General features: G+C 69.6%; 16 protein-coding genes. 11 read left to right on the forward strand and 5 right to left on the reverse strand.

The features are described 5' to 3' along the window. Positions 1-78: 78 nt before the first annotated feature. Complete coding sequence (locus tag AC07Y4_RS28860) at positions 79-993, reverse strand: LysR family transcriptional regulator (RefSeq protein ID WP_235926729.1); 915 nt, start codon at positions 991-993, stop codon at positions 79-81. Positions 994-1,229: 236 nt separating this feature from the next. Between AC07Y4_RS28860 and AC07Y4_RS28865 the strand changes: the two genes are divergently transcribed. Beyond that, on the forward strand, positions 1,230-4,775 hold the full coding sequence (locus AC07Y4_RS28865; RefSeq protein ID WP_487850378.1) for an indolepyruvate ferredoxin oxidoreductase family protein: 3,546 nt from the start codon (positions 1,230-1,232) through the stop codon (positions 4,773-4,775). Between the two features lie 25 nt (positions 4,776-4,800). Here AC07Y4_RS28865 and AC07Y4_RS28870 read toward each other — a convergent pair whose 3' ends face one another. Further along, positions 4,801-6,270: an HD domain-containing phosphohydrolase gene (locus tag AC07Y4_RS28870; RefSeq protein ID WP_487850377.1), complete on the reverse strand. Its 1,470-nt coding sequence runs from the start codon at positions 6,268-6,270 to the stop codon at positions 4,801-4,803. Between the two features lie 151 nt (positions 6,271-6,421). Here AC07Y4_RS28870 and AC07Y4_RS28875 point away from each other — a divergent pair, with 151 nt between their 5' ends. Then, entirely contained in the window at positions 6,422-7,036 is a 615-nt protein-coding gene (locus AC07Y4_RS28875; protein WP_487850376.1) for a DUF308 domain-containing protein, read from the forward strand. On the opposite strand, the gene AC07Y4_RS28880 is transcribed toward AC07Y4_RS28875, so the two are convergent. Together AC07Y4_RS28880 and AC07Y4_RS28885 are read right to left on the reverse strand one after the other, a co-directional pair. Next, positions 7,005-7,979 carry a metallophosphoesterase family protein gene (locus AC07Y4_RS28880; protein ID WP_487850375.1) on the reverse strand — a complete coding sequence of 325 codons (975 nt, stop codon included), beginning with the start codon at positions 7,977-7,979 and terminating at the stop codon, positions 7,005-7,007. The two genes, AC07Y4_RS28875 and AC07Y4_RS28880, sit on opposite strands and share 32 nt — an antisense overlap. Before the next feature lie 97 nt (positions 7,980-8,076). Then, entirely contained in the window at positions 8,077-9,867 is a 1,791-nt protein-coding gene (locus AC07Y4_RS28885) for a SulP family inorganic anion transporter (protein WP_487850374.1), read from the reverse strand. 207 nt (positions 9,868-10,074) lie between these two features. On the opposite strand from AC07Y4_RS28885, the gene AC07Y4_RS28890 reads away from it, so the two are divergent. The 8 genes from AC07Y4_RS28890 (at position 10,075) to AC07Y4_RS28925 (ending at position 19,130) form a co-directional block, all read left to right on the forward strand. Further along, entirely contained in the window at positions 10,075-11,316 is a 1,242-nt protein-coding gene (locus AC07Y4_RS28890) for a 3-methyl-2-oxobutanoate dehydrogenase (2-methylpropanoyl-transferring) subunit alpha (RefSeq protein WP_062472232.1), read from the forward strand. 5 nt (positions 11,317-11,321) lie between these two features. Further along, complete coding sequence (locus AC07Y4_RS28895; protein WP_062472230.1) at positions 11,322-12,335, forward strand: alpha-ketoacid dehydrogenase subunit beta; 1,014 nt, start codon at positions 11,322-11,324, stop codon at positions 12,333-12,335. Continuing rightward, on the forward strand, positions 12,336-13,547 hold the full coding sequence (locus tag AC07Y4_RS28900) for a dihydrolipoamide acetyltransferase family protein (RefSeq protein WP_495275469.1): 1,212 nt from the start codon (positions 12,336-12,338) through the stop codon (positions 13,545-13,547). It abuts the gene before it with no gap. A gap of 172 nt (positions 13,548-13,719) precedes the next feature. Next, entirely contained in the window at positions 13,720-15,051 is a 1,332-nt protein-coding gene (locus AC07Y4_RS28905; RefSeq protein WP_062472092.1) for a C4-dicarboxylate transporter DctA, read from the forward strand. A 5-nt stretch (positions 15,052-15,056) separates the two neighbouring features. Then, positions 15,057-15,764, forward strand: coding sequence for a GntR family transcriptional regulator (locus tag AC07Y4_RS28910; RefSeq protein WP_062472095.1), 708 nt, complete (start codon positions 15,057-15,059; stop codon positions 15,762-15,764). A gap of 161 nt (positions 15,765-15,925) precedes the next feature. After that, positions 15,926-17,035, forward strand: a complete 1,110-nt coding sequence (locus AC07Y4_RS28915; protein WP_487850372.1) for an AI-2E family transporter — start codon at positions 15,926-15,928, stop codon at positions 17,033-17,035. A 145-nt stretch (positions 17,036-17,180) separates the two neighbouring features. Continuing rightward, entirely contained in the window at positions 17,181-17,618 is a 438-nt protein-coding gene (locus tag AC07Y4_RS28920) for a DUF2141 domain-containing protein (RefSeq protein ID WP_307637256.1), read from the forward strand. A 12-nt stretch (positions 17,619-17,630) separates the two neighbouring features. Continuing rightward, complete coding sequence (locus AC07Y4_RS28925; RefSeq protein ID WP_487850371.1) at positions 17,631-19,130, forward strand: carotenoid oxygenase family protein; 1,500 nt, start codon at positions 17,631-17,633, stop codon at positions 19,128-19,130. Positions 19,131-19,182: 52 nt separating this feature from the next. Here AC07Y4_RS28925 and AC07Y4_RS28930 read toward each other — a convergent pair whose 3' ends face one another. Beyond that, positions 19,183-20,256 (reverse strand): aromatic ring-hydroxylating dioxygenase subunit alpha, encoded by a 1,074-nt coding sequence (locus tag AC07Y4_RS28930; RefSeq protein WP_487850370.1) that lies wholly within the window; start codon positions 20,254-20,256, stop codon positions 19,183-19,185. Positions 20,257-20,606: 350 nt separating this feature from the next. On the opposite strand from AC07Y4_RS28930, the gene AC07Y4_RS28935 reads away from it, so the two are divergent. Beyond that, positions 20,607-21,635 (forward strand): ABC transporter substrate-binding protein, encoded by a 1,029-nt coding sequence (locus AC07Y4_RS28935; protein ID WP_487850369.1) that lies wholly within the window; start codon positions 20,607-20,609, stop codon positions 21,633-21,635. Positions 21,636-21,664 lie beyond the last annotated feature (29 nt).

The following is a 21,664-nucleotide window of genomic DNA, read 5'->3' on the forward strand; positions in this document are numbered from 1 at the left end:
GAAGCCTTCAGGCTCACAAAACGGGTGGGTCAGTATTCAATGGAAATCTAGGGTCAGCGATCGGCGGAATCCAACAGCTCAGGGCATCCCTCGCGCCAGCAGATGGTCCACCAACCGACGCTGCGGAAAACTCAACGCCTCCTGCCGCGTACACAGGTACATCCGGCGTGACGCCCACGCATCGGTGAGGTTGATGAAGCGCAGCTTCATCTCCTTGCGGTAAGTCACCGCCGCGCCCTCGGGCAGGATGCCCACGCCCATTCCCGCTTCGATCATCCGGCACACGGCCTCGAAGCTCTTCACGCGCACACGCAGGCGCAGCACCTTGCGCGCGCTCATCGCGGCGTCTTCCATGGTGCGGGAGATGGCCGAGTCGTCTTCGAGCCCCACGAAGTCGAAGTCGAGCAGTTCTTCGAACGACACCTCGCGCCCGCGCCACGGATGCTTCTGGCGCACGATGGCCACGAGCCGGTCGGTGCGGTACGGAATGAAGTGCAGCGCCGGGTCGACCGCCTCGCTGGTGATCACGCCCACGTCGGCCTGGCGGTCGCGAATCGCCTGCACGATGTAGACGCTGCGGTGCTCTTCCACGCTCACGCGGATCTCGGGGTAGCGCAGCCGAAAGCTCGCCACGTCGTCGGGCAGAAACTGGCCCATCGCCGACGCGTTGGCGTGCAGCCGCACGCGGCCGGTGGCGCCCTGCGCGTAGTCCGACAGGTCGGCGCGCATGCGGTCCACGTCGCGCAGGATCTGGCGCGCATGCATGGCCAGCGACTCGCCCGCGCCCGTGGGCGTCACGCCCTTCGAGGTGCGGTTGAGCAGCCCCACGCCGAGCTGGCTCTCGAGGATGGCCAGGCGCCGGCTCGCGGCCGACAGCACCATGTGGCTCTCGGCGGCCGCCTTGGACAGGCTGCCGTGCTCAATGGCGCGCAGGAACAGCGCCAGCGAATCCAGGTCGGGTCTCATCGGGTCCTCGGTCGATCGGGCGGACATTGTCGGGCCTGCGCGGTTGCGGACGCGTGGCCGAAGGCCTTTCGGCGAATCGACGGCGGTGGCGATGGTTCTTCCGGAATGCAGGTTTCCCCGTCGAAACGAAGAAGCACTTTCGGGCCGGGGTGCGAAAGAATCGTCGCTGTCTCGGCGGCAACCCCGGCGAGGCGTTTCGCGGGCCGGCCCTCTACCGGGGCCACGCCCGCATTCCACGAGTCCTACCCGGAGTCTTTTTTCTCATGGCAACCCACGAACTCGCCAGCGTTGCGCTGGACGACAAATACACGGCCACCGAAGGCCGGATCTACCTGAGCGGCATCCAGGCGCTGGTGCGCCTCATGCTCGTGCAGAAATGGCGCGACCAGCAGGCCGGCCTGAACACCGCGGGCTTCGTCTCGGGCTACCGTGGCTCGCCGCTCGGCGGCCTGGACGAAGCGCTGTGGAAAGCCCAGCCGCAGCTCGAAGCCAACGCCGTCAAATTTTTGCCCGGCGTGAACGAGGAGCTGGCCGCCACCGCCGTATGGGGCACGCAGCAGGTGCACCTGACCGGCGAGAGCGCGGTCGACGGCGTGTTCGCCATGTGGTACGGCAAGGCGCCCGGCGTGGACCGCTGCGGCGACGTGTTCAAGCACATGAGCCACGCGGGCACGTCGCCCAAGGGCGGCATCCTGCTGGTGGCGGGCGACGACCACGGCGCGTCGTCGTCCACCCTGCCCAACCAGAGCGACCACCTGTTCGCCGCCTCGATGATCCCCATGCTCTACCCGCAGAGCGTGGAGGAGTACATCGAGCTGGGCCTGCACGGCTTTGCGATGTCGCGCTTTGCCGGCCTGCCGGTCGGCTTCAAGGCGCTGGCCGACACGGTGGAGTCGTCGGGCTCGATTGCCGCCGGCGCGCTCGACGTGCACACGCGCCTGCCGAAGGACTTCGTGTTCCCGCCCGGCGGCGTGCATGCGCGCCTTTCGACCGACACGCTCGGCGTACAGGCGCGCAAGCAGGAGGCGCTGATGCAGGACTACAAGATCTACGCCGCCATCGCCTACGCGCGCGAGAACCGCCTGAACCGCGTGACCATCGACTCGCCCCAGGCGCGGCTGGGCATCGTGGCCTCGGGCAAGTCGTACCGCGACGTGCTCGAAGCGCTGGAAGAACTGGGCATCGACGCCGACGAGGCCGCGCGCATCGGTATCCGGCTGTTCAAGGTGTCGATGCCCTGGCCGCTGGAGCCCGATTCGATCCGCGAGTTTGCCGACGGGCTCGAAGAAATTTTGGTGGTCGAAGAGAAGCGCCAGATCGTCGAGTACCAGCTCAAGGAACACCTGTACAACTGGCGCGAGAACGTGCGCCCGCGCGTGATCGGCAAGTTCGACGAACAGGGCGAATGGGGCGCGCACCCGCGCGGTCAGTGGCTGCTGCCGGCCACGGCCGACTTCTCGGTGGCGCAGATCGCGCGCGTCATCGCCGGGCGCGTGGCGCGCTTTCACACCAGCGACCGCATCCGCATGCGGCTGGCGATCCTCGACGCGAAAGACGTGGTGCTCGGCAAGGCCGTGGCCACGCCCTCGCGGCCGGCCTGGTACTGCGCGGGCTGCCCGCACAACACCTCGACCAAGGTGCCCGAAGGCAGCCTGGCGCTCGCGGGCATCGGTTGCCACGTGATGGCCACCGCCATCTACCCCGAGCACAACCGCACCACCACGCACATGGGCGGCGAAGGCGCGCCGTGGCTGGGGCAGGCGTGGTTCTCCAAGCGCAAGCATGTGTTCGCGAACCTCGGCGACGGCACCTACTACCACTCGGGTTCGCTGGCGATTCGCGCGGCCGTGGCGGCGGGTGTGAACATCACCTACAAGATTCTCTACAACGATGCGGTCGCGATGACGGGCGGCCAGCCGGTCGACGGGCCGATCACCGTGCCGCGCATCGCGCACCAGGTGGCGGCCGAAGGCGTGAAGCGCATCGCGCTGGTGGCCGAAGACCCGACGCGCTGGGCCGACCGCAGCCTGCTGCCGCCCGACCGCGACGGCCTCTTTGCGCTGAGCGTGCACCACCGCGACGACATGGACGCGGTGCAGCGCGAGCTGCGCGGCTTCGAGGGCGTGTCGGTGCTGATCTACGACCAGGTGTGCGCGGCCGAGAAGCGCCGCCGCCGCAAGAAGGGCGAGTTCCCGCCCGCCGCGCGGCGCGTGTTCATCAACGACGCCGTGTGCGAAGGCTGCGGCGACTGCGGTGAGCAATCGAACTGCACCGCGCTGCTACCGAAGCAAACCGACCTGGGCCTGAAGCGCAGCGTCGACCAGAGCGCGTGCAACGCCGACGAGTCGTGCATCAAGGGCTTCTGCCCGAGCTTCGTGACGGTCGAGGGCGTCAAGCCGCGCAAGCACGCCCCCGTGGCCGTGAAGGCCGCCGAGGAACCCGCCCTGCCCGCACCGGTGCCGCTCGCGCTCGAAGGCATGCATAACATCCTCATCACCGGCATCGGCGGCACGGGCGTGATCACCATCGGCGCGCTGATCGGCATGGCGGCGCACCTCGAAGGCAAGGGCGTGAGCGTGCTCGACATGACGGGCATGTCGCAGAAGAACGGCTCGGTCACGTCGCACGTGCGCATCGCGCGCGACGCGGCGCAGCTGAAGGCGCAGCGCATTCCCACCGGCGAGGCCGACCTGATCCTGGGCTGCGACATGCTCACGGCCGGCGCGCCCGACGCCATCGCGCGCATGCGGCCGGGCCGCACCTACGCGCTGGTCAACACCTTCGAGCAGCCGACGGGGCACTTCGCGCAGCAGCCCGACTGGCAGTTCCCGGCCGCGCAGGTGCGCGCGCTCATCGAGGAATCGGTGGAAGGCCGCGCCGACTTCATCGACGCCACGCAGCTGGCCACGCGCCTCATGGGCGACGCCATCGCCGCCAACCTGTTCCTGCTGGGCTTCGCGTTCCAGAAGGGGTTCGTGCCGCTGTCGGCGCAGGCGCTCGACAAGGCCATCGAGATCAACGGCGTGGCCGTGAAGGCCAACCAGGCCGCGTTCCGCTGGGGCCGCAAGGCGGCGCTCGACCTCGCGGCCGTCACGCGCCAAGCGGCGCCGACGCAGGTGGTGTCGCTCCAGAAGCCCCAGAGCTTCGAGGCACTGCTGGCCGACCGCACCGCGTTCCTCACGGCGTACCAGAACGCGGCCTATGCACGCAGCTATGCGGACCTCGTCGAACGCGTGCGCGACGCCGAGCAACGCACGCGCGGCAGCACGGTGCTCGCCAAGGCCGTGGCTTCGGGCCTGTTCAAGCTCATGGCCTACAAGGACGAGTACGAGGTGGCGCGCCTGTACGCCGACCCGCGCTTCATGGAGAAGCTCGGCGAGCAGTTCGAAGGCAAGCCGGTGCTGCGCTTTCACCTGGCACCGCCGGTGCTGGGCCGGCGCGATGCCGAAGGCCGCGCGCTGAAGACCAGCTTCGGTCCGTGGATGCTCGGCGCCTTCCGCGTGCTCGCCAAGCTGCGCGGCCTGCGCGGCACGGCGCTCGATCCGTTCGGCCGCACAGCCGAGCGCCGCATGGAGCGCCAGCTGGTTGCCGACTACCGCGCGATGGTCGAAGACCTGCTCGCGCGCTTCGAGCGCATCGACTTCGACACCGCGCTGTCGCTGGCGCGCCTGCCGGAGCAGATCCGCGGCTTCGGGCACGTGAAGGAAGAAAGCATCGTGTCGGCGCGCGTGCGGTGGGAGATGCTGCGCGGGCAGCTCGACAGCGCGGCGCCTGCGCGGGCGGTCCGGCCGGAGCCTGTGGCCGCTTAGTCGATAGAGCGGCCGGCGCGGCCCGCTACAGCAGGCCTCTGGCAGAGGCCTTCAGCGTGGCGGCCGCGCGGGTCGAGCAACCGAGCTTGCGGAACACGCGTTCGACGTGCGTGCGCACCGTGCTCGCGCTGATGCCCAGCGCACGCGCGACCTGCTTCGTGTTGTCGCCCTGGCTGATGCAACGCAGGACGTCCAGCTCGCGCTGGGACAGTGACGCGTCGTCCTGCGCGGGGGCCGCCGGCTTCACAGGCGCGCCCGAGAGCGCACAAGCGAGCAGCGCACCGACGACCTCCGCGTCGAAGCGGCCGGCCTCGGCGTCCGCCTGCATGCGATCGCGCGCCTGGGCGTCGGTCAGTTCGGGTCGCCACGGGCGGCGGGTGCGGTGCGACACCCACTGCTCGGCCGCCGCGACGACCTGCCCTTCGAGCGGCATCGACGCGCCGGAGCGGCCACGGAAGTAGCCGGAGCCATCGCGCCGCTCGAAGGCGAACGAGGCGATCTCCGCTTCTGCCGCGAGACCGTCGATCTGCCCCGCCGCGCGGGACGTCCAGTACGGCACGAGCCGCAGGCGCTCCATCGACGCGGCCGGCAGCGGCTCGGGCGCATTCCAGATGGCGTTGGGCACCGCGGCCCGCCCGATGCCGTGGATCAGGCCGGCCCGGTGGATGCGATGGCACATCGCTTCGCTCATGCCCAGCCGGGCGCCGCAGTCGCGCGCCAGGCGGGCCACGCGCCGCGAGTAGCCCGTCATCCACGGCAGCTTGAGGTCGCTCACGTCGCCGACAAGTTCCAGCCCGACACGCCGGCGCATCGACACCGGCGGATCGGCGGCATCGGTCCACGGCGCGGGCGACGCATCGAGCCGCGCCATCCACGCCGCAGCGTGCGGTGCACAGGCGTCGACCAGGAAGCCCGGGTAAAGGCTGTCGGCGCGCCCCCGCGCGAGCGTGAGGGCTTCGTCGAGCCCATAGAGGCGGCTGAAGATTTCCAGATCGCTCGCCAGGGCCACGACGTAGGTCGCCAGTGGCACGCCGTCGCCCTGCCGCAGGCCAGGGACGCCGCTGCCGTCGTAGGCCTCGAAGACGGCGCGCAGTGCGGCTTCGGCCTCGGGCCCCAGGCCGAGCATGTTCGCGATGTCGCCGGCAATCTCGCAGTGGATCTGGGCCATCGCCACGACGGCCCCGGGGATGGACGCCTGGTGGGGCTGGCGCAGGCGCGGTTGTGCGGAGGCCAGAAGGGCTCGCCGACCCAGCACATCGTCTTCCAGGAAGTCCGCGAACTCCTGCGCGTTCGCCGTGCAGCCCGACCAGCGCAGCAGCGCCACGTGTTGCGCGACCTCGACCTGCGCCGCGTGGCAGCCGGCCTGCGTCGCGATCATGCCGGCCAGCCAGGCGGTGCGCAGCGAATGGTCGATGGGCTGGCCCATGCTCAGGTCGCCGATGAAGGCGAGCGCGCGGGCCGCGTCGAAAGCGGTGAGGGTGGTGTCGTCGGGCATGGGATCGCGGGGGCGAGCGCACAGCATCGCACAGCCGCCGGTTCGGCGCGTGTCGGTCATTCGACCGATACCGTGGTCCGGGGGAACGCAGAAGAATCGTGGCACCCGCCTCGTGCGAGGCGCGCCCTCTCCTCCTACCTACACCCCTTCCATGCCCGACATCATCCAACCCCCTTTGCAGCCGGCCGCCTGGCTGCGCAAGCTCTACTTCACCCGTGCGGCCTTTTCCTTCGTGTGGGTTGCGCTGGCCTTCACTGTCGCCGGGCAGTCGCCGGTGCTGACGGCGATCCTGCTGGTCGTCTATCCGGCGTGGGACGCGCTGGCGAACCTGGTGGACGCCCGGATGACGGGCGGCCCCCGGGCCAACCCCAGCCAGATGCTGAACACCTGGATCAGCGCGCTGGTCACCGTGGCCGTGGTGGCCTCGCTGGTGCTCGGGCTCCAGATCGGCCTGGCCATCTTCGGCGCCTGGGCCATCGTGTCGGGCCTTCTGCAGCTGGCGACGGCCGTTCGCCGCCGAAAGAGCCATCGGGGGCAGTGGGTGATGATGCTGAGCGGCGCGCAGTCTGCGCTGGCCGGCGGCCTCTTCGTCGCACGGCAAGGCACCGATGCCCCGGTCCTGCAGACGCTCGCGGGCTATGCGACGGTGGGCGCCGTGTACTTCCTGATCTCCGGCCTCGTGATCCTGCTTCGCAAGCCGCAGGAGCGGCCCGTGAACCCACTCACCGCCACGCCTACAGCATCTTCCACTTCTTGCGGTCGATGACGCGGCGGCGCGTGTCCATGTTCAGCTGCGACAGCTCGATCTTCACCTGATCCTTCGTGATGTCGACCAGCCCCCAGTTGCATTGCAGCGCGCCGACGGTGACGGCCGTGCGCAGCGCGGCGCCGGAGGACGTGGCCTCGAACAGGCTCCAGGGGCCGGCCGGCCACGGCACGGCGAAGCGGTTCTCATGCACGTCGCCGCTGAGGATGAGGATGCGGCGCTTCTCCGCGAGCTTGAGGATCGCGGCGTGCTCGGCCGCGCAATCCATCCAGGTCTCGCCGTGACGGGCTTCGAAGGTGAGACCGCTGGCGATCAGGTGCACGGTCTTCTCGTCCGAGTCTTCGATGGCCTTCTTCAGCTTGTTCATCTGCTTCTTGCCGAGTACGGCGTCCTCTCCGCCCTTGGTCTTGTAGCTGCGGCCGTCGGTGAGGTGCAGCATCACCGGGCCATCCGCGTCGCCGACATTGCTCAGCATGAGGGGCCGGTAACCGGGTTCGGGAACGCCGGAGGCCCAGGGATCGCCGGCCTTGGGAAAGGTCTTCGGATCGTTCGAATCCAGCGCCTTGCGGTATTCCTGGAACGCCGCGCGGGTCGGGTCCAGCAGGTGCCGGTAGGAAGGCTGTCCCTCGATCTGCGCACCGCAGGCGCCGTTCCACAGAAAGTCGTGGTCGTCCCAGATCGGATGGATCTGCAGGTCGGTCTTGCGCACCAGCTTGGCGAACTCCTTCTGGTTCAGCTGGTCGCGCAGCCGGCCGAAGGCGTGGATCGCGAAGTCGTTCGCGCCCATGGCCTTGATGGCGCCCATGCTGGAGCCGTCCGCGTCGTAGTAGGCCGAGTCACCCAGCAGCACCAGGTGCGTGGCGCCAGACGCGCCCACCTGGGTCCAGACAGGTTGTTCTTTGAAGGTCTGGGCGCTGAAGCAGGAAGTAAAGGCGATCTTCATCGGGAGGCTCCTCGTTGTGGGTGCGCGGATGCTAGGAGCCGCCCCGAAACGTCGCCTCCCCCATCCATGGGAGGCGCATGCCGCGGGCCGCCAGGGCTCAGCGCCCCTCGTCTTCCCAGTCGACCCACTCCACCGGATGGGTCTTGAGGTACCCGCTGACGGCGGCACCGACGGTCGGAAAGAACGCGGCTTCGCCCAGCCGCGCGAAGAGCCCAAAGCGCTTCAGCTTGTCCTTGACGGGGTCCTTCATCTCGGCAAAGCACAACTGGATGCCGGCGTCGCGCAAGCTGTCGACCAGCTCGGCCAGCATGTCGGCGGAGGTCACATCCACGCTGGTGACGGGCTCCGCCGCGACGACCAGCCAGCGCACCGGCGCGGGCGACGACGCCATGGCCTCGCCCACCCGGTCGCGGAACAGCTCGGCATTGGCGAAGAACAGCGGCGCATCCCAGCGAAACAGGACCAGGCCGGGAATGAGGCGCGCGTCGGGATAGCGCGTGATGTCGTGGTAGCCCTTGACGCCGTCGGCACGCCCCAGCACCGCGGAATAGGGGCGCCAGGCATCCCACAGGAATTCGATGACCGCGATCACGATGGCCAGGCCGATGCCCTCGACGGCGCCCAGCACGACCACGCCGACCGTGCAGGCGATCGACAACCAGAACTCCCAACGCTGGATGCGGTAGATCCGCCGCAGGTCGGCAATCTCGATCAGGCCGATGGCCGATGCGATCACGACCGCGGCCAGTGCGCTGGTGGGCAGGTTCTTCAGCAGGTCCGGCGCCGCCACCAGCAGCAGGGCAACGGCCAGCGCGCCGACGACGCCGGTCAGCTGGGTCCTGGCGCCCGCGGCCTCGGCCACGGGGGTGCGCGACGAACTGCTGCTGACGGCAAAGCCCTGGAAAAATCCGGCCGCCAGGTTGGCGGCGCCCAGCGCCACCATCTCCTGGTTCGGGTCGACGTGGGTGCGGGTGCGCGCCGCATAGACACGGGAGAGCACGCTGGTGTCGGCGAACGAGACGAGCGCGACGGCGCAGCCGCCGATCAGCACGGGGCCGATGTCGGCGGCCGTGACCCACGGAATGCCGAACGCCGGCAGGCCCTGCGGGAGGGCGCCGAGCACCGGCACCCCCTCGCGAGCTGCCAGGCCCAGCACGCCAACAACGACGGTCGCGCCCACCACGGCGATCAGGATGCCCGGCACGCGCCGGCGGCCCTTGAGCAGCAGGATGACCGCCAGGGTGCCCGCGCCGACCATGAGCGTGGTCGCGTGGGTCTTGCCCTCCATCACCGACACGGCGATGGCCTTCAGGGTCGCCAGCGGTGCGTCGCCCTCGACCGAAAAACCCAGCAGCCTGGGCAGCTGGCTGATCAGCACGGTCAACGCAATGCCGCTCATGTAGCCGTAGCGGATCGGCTTGGAAAGAAGCTCGGTGACGAAGCCCAGGCGCGCGACGCCCGCGAGGATGCACACCGTGCCCGACACGATCGCCATCAGGCCCGCCAGGGCGATGGCGCGCTGCGGGTCGCCGCCCGACAGCGGAAGGACGACGGCCAGGATGAGGGCCGCCAACGAGGAATCCGGGCCCAGCACCAGGATCCGGCTGGGGCCGAACACGGCGTACGCGAGCAGCGCGACGATGGTCGCGTAGAGGCCGTGGATGCCGGGGACGCCCGACGCCTGCGCGTAGGCGATGCCGACGGGCACCAGCATCGTGGTCAGCACCAGCCCGGCCACGATGTCGTGCCGCAGCCAGGCCAGTTCGTACCCGCGCAGCGTGCGCAGTCCCGGCAGCCAGCGGCGCCACCCGACCGCATCGGCGGCCTTCGCCCGCGGCGCACTGCGGCCGGGTTCGGAAAGAGGAGGTGGAGGTTCCAGGTTGTTCATGCGCCGAGGGCCACAGGGTGGACGGACAGTGCAGAGGCGCGCCGGGAAAGGCAAGGGGGAAGACACGGGTGCCGGCGGGGGCCGCGCGCCCCTCCCCGCCCCTGCGCCCCGGTCGCCTGCGAAACACGCACTTGACCGGCTGCGCCCGCGCCCGAAATTCGCTAGGCTGTGGTGGCGCGCGATGCCATCGAGCGCGGAGACAACGCGATGAGCCAAGGCACATCTCTTCGTCTGCATGTACCGGAGCCCACCGGGCGGCCGGGGCACGAGACCGATTTCTCCTACCTGCACCTGTCGCGTGCCGGCGAGGTGCGAAAACCCCCGGTCGATGCATCGCCGGCCGACACCAGCGACCTGGCCTACACGCTGGTGCGCGTGCTCGACGACGACGGCCGCGCCGTCGGCCCGTGGGCGCCGCCGGCCGACCCCGAGCTGCTGCGCCGCGGCCTGCGCGCGATGATGAAGACACGCGCCTTCGACGCCCGCATGCTGATCGCGCAGCGGCAGAAGAAGATCTCCTTCTACATGCAGTGCCTGGGCGAAGAGGCCATCGCCACCGGCCACGCGCTGGTGCTGCAGCAGGGCGACATGTGCTTTCCGACCTACCGCCAGCAGGGCCTGCTGCTGGCGCGCGACGACGTGACGCTGCTGGAGCTGACCTGCGAGCTGATGTCCAACGAGCGCGACCCGCTCAAGGGACGGCAGCTGCCGGTGTGCTATTCGATGAAGCGGGCCGGCTTCTTCTCGATCTCGGGCAACCTGGCCACGCAGTTCATCCAGGCAGTGGGCTGGGGCATGGCCTCGGCGATCAAGGGCGACACGCGCATCGCCTCGGGCTGGATCGGCGACGGCGCCACCGCCGAGTCCGACTTCCACACGGCGCTGACCTTCGCGCACGTCTACCGCGCGCCGGTGATCCTCAACGTGGTCAACAACCAGTGGGCGATCTCCACCTTCCAGGCCATCGCCGGCGGCGAGGCCACCACCTTCGCGGCGCGCGGCGTGGGCTGCGGCATCGCCTCGCTGCGCGTCGACGGCAACGACTTCCTCGCGGTGCTGGCGGCCTCGCGCTGGGCGGCCGAGCGCGCCCGCAGCAACCTGGGGCCGACGCTGATCGAGTGGGTCACCTACCGCGCCGGCGCGCATTCGACCTCGGACGATCCGTCGCGCTACCGTCCGGCCGACGACTGGGCGCATTTCCCGCTGGGCGATCCGATCGCGCGCCTGGCGCAGCACCTGACGGCGATCGGTGCCTGGTCGCAGCAGGAGCACGCGCAGACACAGGCCGACATGCAGGCGCAGGTGAACACCGCGGTGAAGGAGGCCGAGCGCTTCGGCTCCATGGCCGACGGCCATGTCGCGGGCGACGCCGCCCTGTTCGAGGACGTCTACAAGGACATGCCCGAGCACCTGAAGCGCCAGCGCGAACAGCTGGCGTCCGAGGGGTGACGGCCATGGCCTCGATGACGATGATCCAGGCCCTGCGCTCCGCCATGGACGTGATGCTCGAGCGCGACGACAACGTGATCGTCTACGGCCAGGACGTGGGCTACTTCGGCGGCGTGTTCCGCTGCACCGAAGGCCTGCAGGCCAAGTACGGCCGCTCGCGCGTGTTCGATGCGCCGATCAACGAGGGCGGCATCGTCGGCTCGGCCATCGGCATGGGCGCCTACGGCCTGCGCCCGGTGGTGGAGGTGCAGTTCGCCGACTACGTCTATCCGGCCTACGACCAGATCGTGTCCGAGGCGGCGCGCCTGCGCTACCGCTCGGCGGGCGATTTCACCGCGCCGATCACCATCCGCATGCCCTGCGGCGGCGGCATCTACGGCGGCCAGACGCACAGCCAGAGCCCGGAGGCGCTGTTCACGCACGTCTGCGGGCTGCGCACAGTGATGCCCTCCAATCCGCGCGATGCCAAGGGCCTCTTGATCGCCTCGATCGAGAACGACGACCCGGTCATCTTCCTGGAGCCCAAGCGGCTGTACAACGGCCCCTTCGACGGCCACCACGACCGGCCGCTGGTGCCCTGGTCGGCCCATCCGCTGGGCGAGGTGCCCGAGGGCTACTACACGGTGCCGCTGGAGTCGGCCACGGTGTTCCGCCCCGGCGCCGACCTGACGGTGATCAGCTACGGCACCATGGTCTTCGTCTGCGAAGCGGCCGCGCGCGAGACCGGCATCGATGCCGAGATCATCGACCTGCGCAGCCTGTGGCCGCTGGACCTGCAGACGCTGGTCGCCTCGGTGAAGAAGACCGGCCGCTGCGTGATCGTGCACGAGGCCACGCGCACCAGCGGCTTCGGCGCCGAGTTGACGGCGCTGGTGCAGGAGCATTGCTTCCACCACCTGGAAGCGCCGATCGGGCGCGTGGCCGGCTGGGACACGCCCTACCCGCATGCGCAGGAGTGGGCCTACTTCCCGGGCCCCGCGCGCGTCGGTGCGGCCTTGCGCCGCGCCATGGAGAACTGAATGGGCACGCTCACGATCAAGGTGCCGGACCTCGGCGAAGGCATTGCCGAGGTGGAGCTGGTGGCGTGGCGCGTGCAGCCCGGCGACACGGTGGCCGAAGACCAGGTGCTGGCCGACGTGATGACCGACAAGGCCACCGTCGAGATTCCCTCGCCGGTCGCGGGCCGGGTGGTCGCGCTCGGCGGCGAGGTGGGGCAGCAGATCGCGGTGGGCGCGGAGCTGATCCGGATCGACGTGGCTGACGGCGGTGAGGCGCGGGAGGAGGCGCCGGCCGCTCCAGTGCAGGCGCAGGTGCCGACACCTGCACCGGCGCCGGTCGAAAGCACGCGCCCCTCGGCCGGCAAGCCGCTCGCCGCGCCCGCGGTGCGCCATCGGGCGGCGGTCCTCGGGATCGATCTGCGGCAGGTGCCGGGCAGCAGCGCGGACGGCCGCATCCTGCACGAGGACCTCGACACCTGGCTGCTGCGCCGGCCCGGTCCGCCGGCGCCGGATGCCGCGCGCTACGCTGAGCGCCACGACGAGGAGGCCGTGCCCGTGACCGGCGTGCGCCGCCGCATCGCGCAGCGCATGCAGGACGCGATGCGCCGCATCCCGCACTTCACCTACGTCGAGGAGGTCGACGTGACCGAGCTGGAGCTGCTGCGCGCCCGCATCAACGAACGCTGGGGCGGCGAGCGGGCGCACCTGACGCTGCTGCCGCTGCTGGTGCGCGCGGTGGTGCTGGCGGTGCCGCGCTTCCCGCAGATCAATGCCCGCTTCGACGACGAGGCGGGCGTGCTCACGCGCCACGGCGCGGTGCACGTCGGCATCGCGACCCAGACCGCGGCCGGCCTCATGGTGCCGGTGCTGCGCCATGCGGAGGCGCGCGACCTCTGGTCGAGCGCGACCGAGATCGCCCGCCTGGCCGACGCCGCGCGCGCGGGCCGGGCCACGCGCGACGAGCTCAGCGGCTCGACCCTCACCGTCACCAGCCTGGGCGCGCTGGGCGGCATTGCCTCCACGCCGATCATCAACGCGCCCGAGGTGGCGATCGTCGGCGTCAACCGCATCGTGCAGCGCCCGGTGATGCTGGGCGGCGCGGTGGTCGCGCGCCGCATGATGAACCTGTCCTCCTCCTTCGACCACCGCGTGGTCGACGGCCAGCTGGCGGCCGAATTCGTGCAGGCCGTGCGGGCTTCGCTCGAATGCCCGGCGCTGCTTTTCATCGAGTAGCCGCCCCGCACAGACCTCACCGCCCCGGCGCGCAGCGGGGGTCCCCCGGCGACCGGAACGCCCCGGGAATACCCTCTGAACCCCCTGCAATCTTCTTGCCTACAGTTCTTGTATGCAAGAAAAAGCGATCCTTGCATGCAAAACCTCGACACGACAACGACAGGAGATTTCCATGCCTCGCTTTGCCAAATCGCTCTTCGGACAGGTGGTCATCGCACTGGTGATCGGCGTGCTCGTCGGCCTCTTTGCGCCCGAGTTCGCCGCCAAGCTCAAGCCGCTGGGTGACGGCTTCATCAAGCTGATCAAGATGATCATTCCCGTGCTGGTGTTCTGCGTGGTGGTGCACGGCATCGCCGGCGCGGGCGACCTCAAGCGCGTGGGCCGGGTCGGCGTGAAGGCGCTGATCTACTTCGAGGTGCTGACCACCATCGCACTGGCGATGGGCCTGGTGCTGGCCTTCGTGTTCGAGCCGGGCGTGGGCATGAACGTCGACCCCAAGGCGCTGGACGCCAGCGCCATGAGCGCCTACGCCTCCAACGCCGACAAGCTCACCAGCGGCGGCACGGTCGAGTTCCTGATGAAGCTCATTCCCACCACGGTGGTGGCCGCCTTCGCCACGGGCGACGTGCTGCAGGTGCTGCTGTTCGCGGTGCTGTTCGGCTGCGCGCTGTCGCTGCTGGGCGATCGCGGCGCGCCGGTGGCGGCCGTGGTCGATGCACTCTCGCTGGTGCTGTTCAAGATCATGGGGATCATCATCAAGCTGGCGCCGCTGGGCGTGCTGGGCGCCATTGCCTTCACGGTCGGCAAGTACGGCATCGGCTCGCTCAAGCAGCTGGGCATGCTGGTCGCCCTCTTCTACGGTGCGGTGCTGGTCTTCGTGTTCGTGGTGCTCGGGCTGGTGATGCGCATGTCGGGCTTCAGCCTCTGGAAGCTGCTGCGCTACCTGCGCGAAGAGCTGGCCATCGTGTTCGCCACCACCTCGTCGGACAGCGTGCTGCCGCAGATCATGGCCAAGCTGCGCCGCATGGGCATCCGCGATTCGACGGTGGGCCTGGTGATTCCCACGGGCTACTCGTTCAACCTCGACGCGTTCTCGATCTACATCACGCTGGCGGCCGTGTTCATTGCGCAGGCCACCAACACGCCGATCTCGATGGCCGACCTGCTGACCATCCTGGCGATCGCGCTGGTCACCTCCAAGGGCGCGCACGGCGTGCCGGGCTCGGCCATCGTGGTGCTGGCCGCCACGCTGCATGCGATTCCGGCGATTCCCGCCATCGGCCTGGTGCTGGTGCTGTCGGTGGACTGGTTCATGGGCATCGCCCGCGCGCTGGGCAACCTGATCGGCAACTGCGTGGCCACCGTGGCGATCGCCGCGTGGGAAGGCGACATCGACCGCGAACGTGCCCATGCCGTGCTCGACGGCACCTATTCGCCCGACGACGAGCCGCTGGCCGAGGCGCCCGTGGTAAACACCGGCACCGCCGCTTCCACCGCCCACTGAAAAAAATGCCCGCCGACGTCAGTCCCACCGCCATCGCCGAACGCGTCGTCGAGGCCATCCTCGCGCAGAAGCTCGCGCCCGGCGACCGGCTCGGCGAGCAGGCGCTGGCCGAGAACTTCTCGGTCAGCCGCACGATGGTGCGCGAGGCGCTGATGCAGCTGCAGGCGCGCGGTTTCGTCGAGGTGCAGTCGCGCCGCGGCTGGTACGTGGTGGAGCCCTCGGCCGAGGAAGCGCGCGACGCTTTCTCGGCACGCCGCATCGTCGAGGCCGGCATCCTGGCCGCGAGCGAAGGCCGGCCCCTGGGCCAGGTGATCCGCAAGCTGCGCGACCACATCGCCGACGAGCAGCGCGCCATCGAAGGCGCCGACGCCGCCACGCGCGCCTTCCTGCTGGCGGACTTCCATGTCTGCCTGGCCGAGCAGATGGGCCACCAGCTGCTGGTCGACGTGCTGCGCGACCTCACGGCCCGCACCACGCTGGCGGCCACGCTCTACCAATCGAAGCACGAGGCCGGGCAGTCGTGCGCGGAGCACGGCGCGATCGTCGCGGCGCTCGAGGCCGGCAACATCGAGCAGGCGCGCCAGCTCATGCTCGACCACATCGGCAATGTCGAACGGGCGCTGGAGGTCGACGCCACCGCCGAGCCCGACGCGCCGAGCCGGCTGCGCGCCACGCTGGCGCCGGTGGCGCTGCCGCGCGCCGCCAGGCGTTGAAGCTGTGCATTTGTGCCACCATCAGCTATCGATTGCATAGCTGACACCCGCCGCCGGCCCTGCGCCTGCGGCGTTTTTCCTTGGCAACCCTGCTGCGCCGCACAAGGGCGCGCCGGCTGACACGGCGGCGGGTTCCGGCTCGGCTACAGTCCGAGACACTTATGAACTCTCCCCAACTCCAGCGCGGCGTCTTCCTCGCCCTGCTTGCCGCCGTCACCGTCGCCTTTCTGTGGGTGCTGATGCCGTTCTTCGGCGCGGTGCTCTGGGGGGTGGCGCTGGCGATTCTGTTCACGCCGCTGTTCAAGTGGCTGCTCAAGAAGATGCCCGGCCGGCGCAACGTGGCCGCGATGTCCACGCTGGCGATCTGCCTCTTCATCGTGATCCTGCCGCTGGCGATGGTGGGCGTGTCGCTGGTGCAGGAGATCGCGCTGATCACGCAGAGCATCCGCTCGGGCCAGATCAACTTCGCGGCCTACTTCCAGCAGATCCTGAACGCCACGCCGCAGTGGCTGCTGAACATCGTGGAGCGCTTCAACCTGGGCGACATGGCGGCCTGGCAGGCGCGCGTCTCGGCCATCGCGGGCCAGGCCAGCCAGCTCATCGCCAGCCAGGCGCTGGCCATCGGGCAGAACACCTTCGACTTCGTGGTGAGCTTCTTCGTGATGCTGTACCTGCTGTACTTCCTGGTGCGCGACGGCACTTCGCTCTCGAAGACCATGCGCGACGCGCTGCCGCTGGCCAAGCCGCACACGCACTACCTGCTGAACAAGTTCACCACCGTGATCCGCGCCACCGTGAAGGGCAACGTGGCCGTGGCCATTGCGCAGGGCACCATCGGCGGGCTGGCCTTCTGGTTCCTGGGCGTGCAGGGCGCGCTGCTGTGGGCGGTGCTGATGGCCTTCCTGTCGCTGCTGCCGGCCGTGGGCGCGGCGCTGATCTGGGGGCCCGTGGCCATCTACTACCTGGCCACCGGGCACTTCTGGCAGGGCGGCGTGCTGATCTTCATCGGCGTGTTCGTGATCGGCCTGGTCGACAACATCCTGCGCCCCGTGCTGGTGGGCAAGGACACACAGATGCCCGACTACATCGTGCTGATGTCGACCATCGGCGGCATGGCGATCTTCGGCATCAACGGCTTCGTGATCGGGCCGGTGATCGCGGCGCTGTTCATGGCGGCCTGGAGCCTCTTCGCGGACTCGGGCCATGTGGGCACGGGGCACGCGACCGAAGAAGCCGTAGAAGCCCCGAAGAACGGGCAGGACAAGGCCTGACGCCGGTCGCGGCCCTTCCCGGGCCGCGGCGTTCGCTCCTTCTGCGCGCATTTCGCGCGCGCATTCACGCATTCCGTCGCATGACGCTGGGCACCGCCCGGCGACTGCGGGATCGTCGGGCCCTCCACCCACCACGAGGCCTGCCATGCACCTTCCCGCTTTCCTCTCCCGCCCCGCCGCGCGCGGCCTGATCGCCGCTGCCGCGCTCGCCCCGCTCGGCACCCTGGCCGCCGACCTGAACCTGCGCATCGCCGACGGCCCGGCCGCCGGCGCCACGCTCTACGTCGCGCTGTACAACGACGCCGCCAGCTACGCCGAGAGCAAGGCCGTCGCCTCGCAGACCGCACCCCTGCGCGAAGGCAAGGCCCGCTTCGTCTTCACCGACCTGGCGCCGGGCCGCTACGCGCTGCGCGTGTTCGCCGACGAGAACGGCAACGGCAAGCTCGACACCAACCTCGTAGGCATGCCGATCGAACGCTACGGCTTCTCGAACGACGCCAAGGGCAACCGCGGCGCGCCCGACTTCGAGGCCGCGGCGCTGCGCATCGACGCCGACGCGCAAGCTGTCATCCACCTGCGCTGAGGAGACACGGCCATGGAACGACGCGAACTCCTGCGCCTGCTGGCCACGGCCGGCGCCCTGCCCCTGCTCGCCCCGCTCGCACGCGCGGCCGGCACCACCGACGACTGGCAAGCCCAGTTCGAAGCCGCCGACGCGCCCTGGAAGATCGGCTTCGCCACGCCCCCGGGCGACCTGCCCCTGACCCGCGCCACCGTGCGCGGGCGCTTTCCCGACGCCGTCGCCGGCACGCTGTTTCGCATCGGCCCGGCCGGCCACGACCTGGGCGGCGAGCGCTACCACCACTGGTTCGACGGCGACGGCATGGTGCATCGCTTCGTGATCGAAGGCGCCGACGTGCGCCACCAGGGCCGCTACGTCGCCACGCCCAAGCGCGTGGCCGAAGTGAAGGCCGGCCGCCACCTCACCGAAGCCTTCGGCACCATGCCGCCGGGCGTGGAGCCGCCCACCTCGGCCGACGCCATCAACGTCGCCAACACCAGCGTGCTGCCGATGCAGGGCGAGGTGCTGGCGCTGTGGGAAGGCGGCTCGGCCACGCGCATCGATGCGCGCACCCTCGACACGCTGGGCGTGAAGACCTGGCGCGCCGACCTCGCGGGCATGCCCTTCTCGGCCCACCCCAAGGTCGACCCGGACGGCACGGTGTGGAACTTCGGCGTGAGCTCGGGCCAGAGCCTGCTGGCGCTGTACGAGATCGCGCCCGGCGGCGCGCTGCGCCGCGCGGCCGTGGTGCCGGTGCCCGAGCTGCCGATGGTCCACGACTTCGCCGTGACCTCGCGGCACCTCGTGTTCCTGATGCCGCCGCTGGTGTACGACAGCAAGCGCAAGGAGGCCGGTGCGAGCTTTCTCGACGCCCACGTCTGGCGGCCCGAACTCGGCATGCGCGCACTGGTGGTGGACAAGCAGGACTGGGACAAGCGCCAGCTGCTCGAGCTGCCGGCCGGCTTCCTGTTCCACGTCGGCAATGCGTGGGAAGAAGACACGCCGCGCGGTGCGCGCATCCACATCGACTACGTGCGCACGCAGAACGCCGAGTCGGTGTTCACCAGCAACCGCGAGGTGATGCGCGCGCGCCGCGTGCGCCGCAACGAGCCGCGCCTGACCGTCGCCACGCTCGACCTGGGCACTGGCAAGGCCACGCAACGCGAACTGCCGCTGGAGGCTGAGTTCCCGCGCATCGACCCGCGCCGCGTCGGCCTGCGCCACCGCCAGGTCGTGCACGCCACGCAGACGCGCGCCGACGTGCCCGGCTTCGGCGCCGTCGCGCGCACCGACATCGAGAGCGGACGCAGCCAGCGCTTCAGCTACGGCGCGCAGGCCATCGTGGAAGAGCACGTCTTCGTGCCCGACGGTGCCAGGCCCGGCTGGGTGCTGGGCACCGCGCTGGACTTCGTCCGGCAGCGCACGGTGCTGTCGTGCTTCGCCGCCGACCACCTGGCCGCCGGGCCGGTGGCGCAGGCAACGCTGCCTTACGCGCTGCCGCTGGGGTTGCACGGCGCTTTCGTGAAGGCCTGAGCGCCCCGACCGCTGCGGGTCACGCGCACGCGGGCCCGCAGCGGTAGCCCGTTCAGGCGGCTTTCGCGATCGGGATCGTCATGCCCCGGTGCACCTCCGCCTCGCCGTGCCTGGCGAGCAGCTGCATCAGGTGCTTGCGGATCAGCATGCCCGGCCGGTCGGACTCCATCGAGTACTCCACGCCGCGCCGCCGCGTGTCGACCAGCGCGTCGGGGTCGGTCGATTCGAGGATGTCCTTGTCCTCGCGCGTGATCTCCTCGTCGAAGTCGATCAGCATCTGCGCCGCGCAATCGGCCTCGGTGTCGTTGCGGAACAGCCACTGGCACAACTGCATGCGCCCGTCGTCGATGGGCGTGAAGCAGTTGATGATGATGTGGCGGATGCCGCTCGGGTACTCGATGTCGAGGCGGCGCGCGAACGGCAGGAAGTAGGCATTGCGCATGTGGCGCGTGGTGATCGCGTCGGTCACGCCGCTGATGGCGTGGAACTTCACCGGGTTGGTCGCTTCGATCACCGTCTCGGCGTAGAAGCCCGATTCGTTTTCCACCAGTTCGTATTTGCTCGGCTTCGGGCTCGCGGCCACGCCGAAGGTGGCGCGGTGCACGAAGCTGAAGTGCGAGTTGTCGAACGAATTTTCGAGCGCGCGCATCGGGCTGGTCTGCCACTCTTCGTAGAACTGGAAGATGGTGCGGTAGCCCGGGTCGTCGAACTCGGGAATGGCCGGGATGTCGGCAATGGGTTCTTCCAGCGCCACCCAGGCGTAGCCGTAGCGCGCGGTGCAGGGGTAGGCCGTGGTCTTGTACTCGGGCGAGATCGTGCGGTCGGGCTCGTACTGCGGAATGCGCACCACCTGGCCGCTGCGGTCGTAGGTCCAGCCGTGGTAACCGCACTGAATCGCGCCCTGCCCGCAGGCCTTGCCTTCGCCATCCACGCACCAGCCCTTCGAGAGCTTCGCGGTGCGGTGGCAGCAGCGGTCGCGCAGGGCAGCCGGCTGGCCGTCGGCGTCTAGAAAGAGAACGATGTCTTCGCCCAGCAGCCGGAAAGGCTTGGGGCCGTGGGCCAGTTCGGTGAGCGGCATGACGGCATGCCAGAACTTGCGGAAGACGGGTTGTCGGGTGACGAGCATGGGCGAACTCCTTCGTTGTTGCGTGGGGGGACGAACGTGAAAGAGCAATTTCCTGCTTCGTCGGCATGCCTGATGAAAGGCATGCGCGAGGCTGAACGCTTCTACTCTGCGCCGATCGACTTGCAATTAGCGCGCCCGGATTGTGGCGCGCCCTTGTCGCGCGTCCAAGCCCCATGCCGCCATGCCCAAGCGCCGCACCCTGGCATGCCTCATGCAAGACAGCCGACAAGAGTAGAAGCGTTCAGCAGCGCACGCACCAACCCCGTGCGCCCGCCCGGAAATTGCTCTTGAGGCGCCTCCCGCCCGCGGTGGGAGGCATCCGTCAAGACCACCGACTCCGAGGCCCCACCATGCAACGCCGATCCTTCCTTGCCGCCGCTGCCGCCACCCTCGCCGCCCCTGCCGTGTTCGCGCAGGGCGGCAAGCTCACACCGCTGAAGTTCACGCTCGACTTCCGCATCAACGGCCAGACCGCGCCCCTCTTCCTGGCGCAGGCCAAGGGCTACTACCGCGACGAGGGGCTGGACGTGACGATCGACACCGGCGCCGGCTCGGTCGCGTCGATCACCCGCATCGCGAGCGGCGTGTACCAATTGGGCCTGGGCGACATCAGCTCGCTGGTCGAGTTCAATGCACAGAACCCGGGCACGCCGGTGGTGCAGGCCGTGTACCAGTACTACAACCGTGCACCGTTCGTGATCATCGGGCGCAAGGACCGCGGCGTGACGACCGACTTCAAGAGCCTCACGGGCAAGAAGGTGGCAGCCGCAGCCGTCGAGTCCACGCGCCGCGCCTGGCCGATGGTGGCGCGCAAACAGGGCATGCGCGGCGACGCCTTCCAGTGGCAGACCACCGACTTCAGCGCGCGCGACAACGTGATGGTGCGCGGCGACGTCGATGCCGCCACCTACTTCCACGACTCGGCCGTCTCGCTCTTCGCGCGCATGAAGGCCGACGAGCTCTCGGTGCTCAAGTACGCGGACGCGGGCGTCAACCTGTACGGCAACGCGATCCTGGCGAGCAGCAACCTCATCGCGCAGAACCCGAAGGTGGTGGCGGCTTTCTTGCGCGCGACCAACCGCGCCATCGTCGAGACCTTTGCCAACCCGATGCCCAGCATCGCGGCCATGCGCCAGCGCGAACCGATCCTGGACGAGAAGGTCGAACTCGAACGCTGGGGCCTCACGGCGCAGTACGTGGGCGCGGCGGACACACGCGGCCACGGGCTGGGCGACATGCGCAAGCTCACGCTCGAACAGCAGGTCGACGAGGTGGCCGACACCTTCGGCCTGAAGACACGGCCCTCGGCCGACGCCCTCTTCAACGGCGCGATGCTGCCTGCGCGCAGCGAGCGCCTTCTTCCCGCACCCAAGGCATGAACCTTCCTGACAGCCCCATCCCCGCCCTC

It is taken from the genome of Variovorax sp. GW460-12-1-14-LB1 (assembly GCF_059423605.1).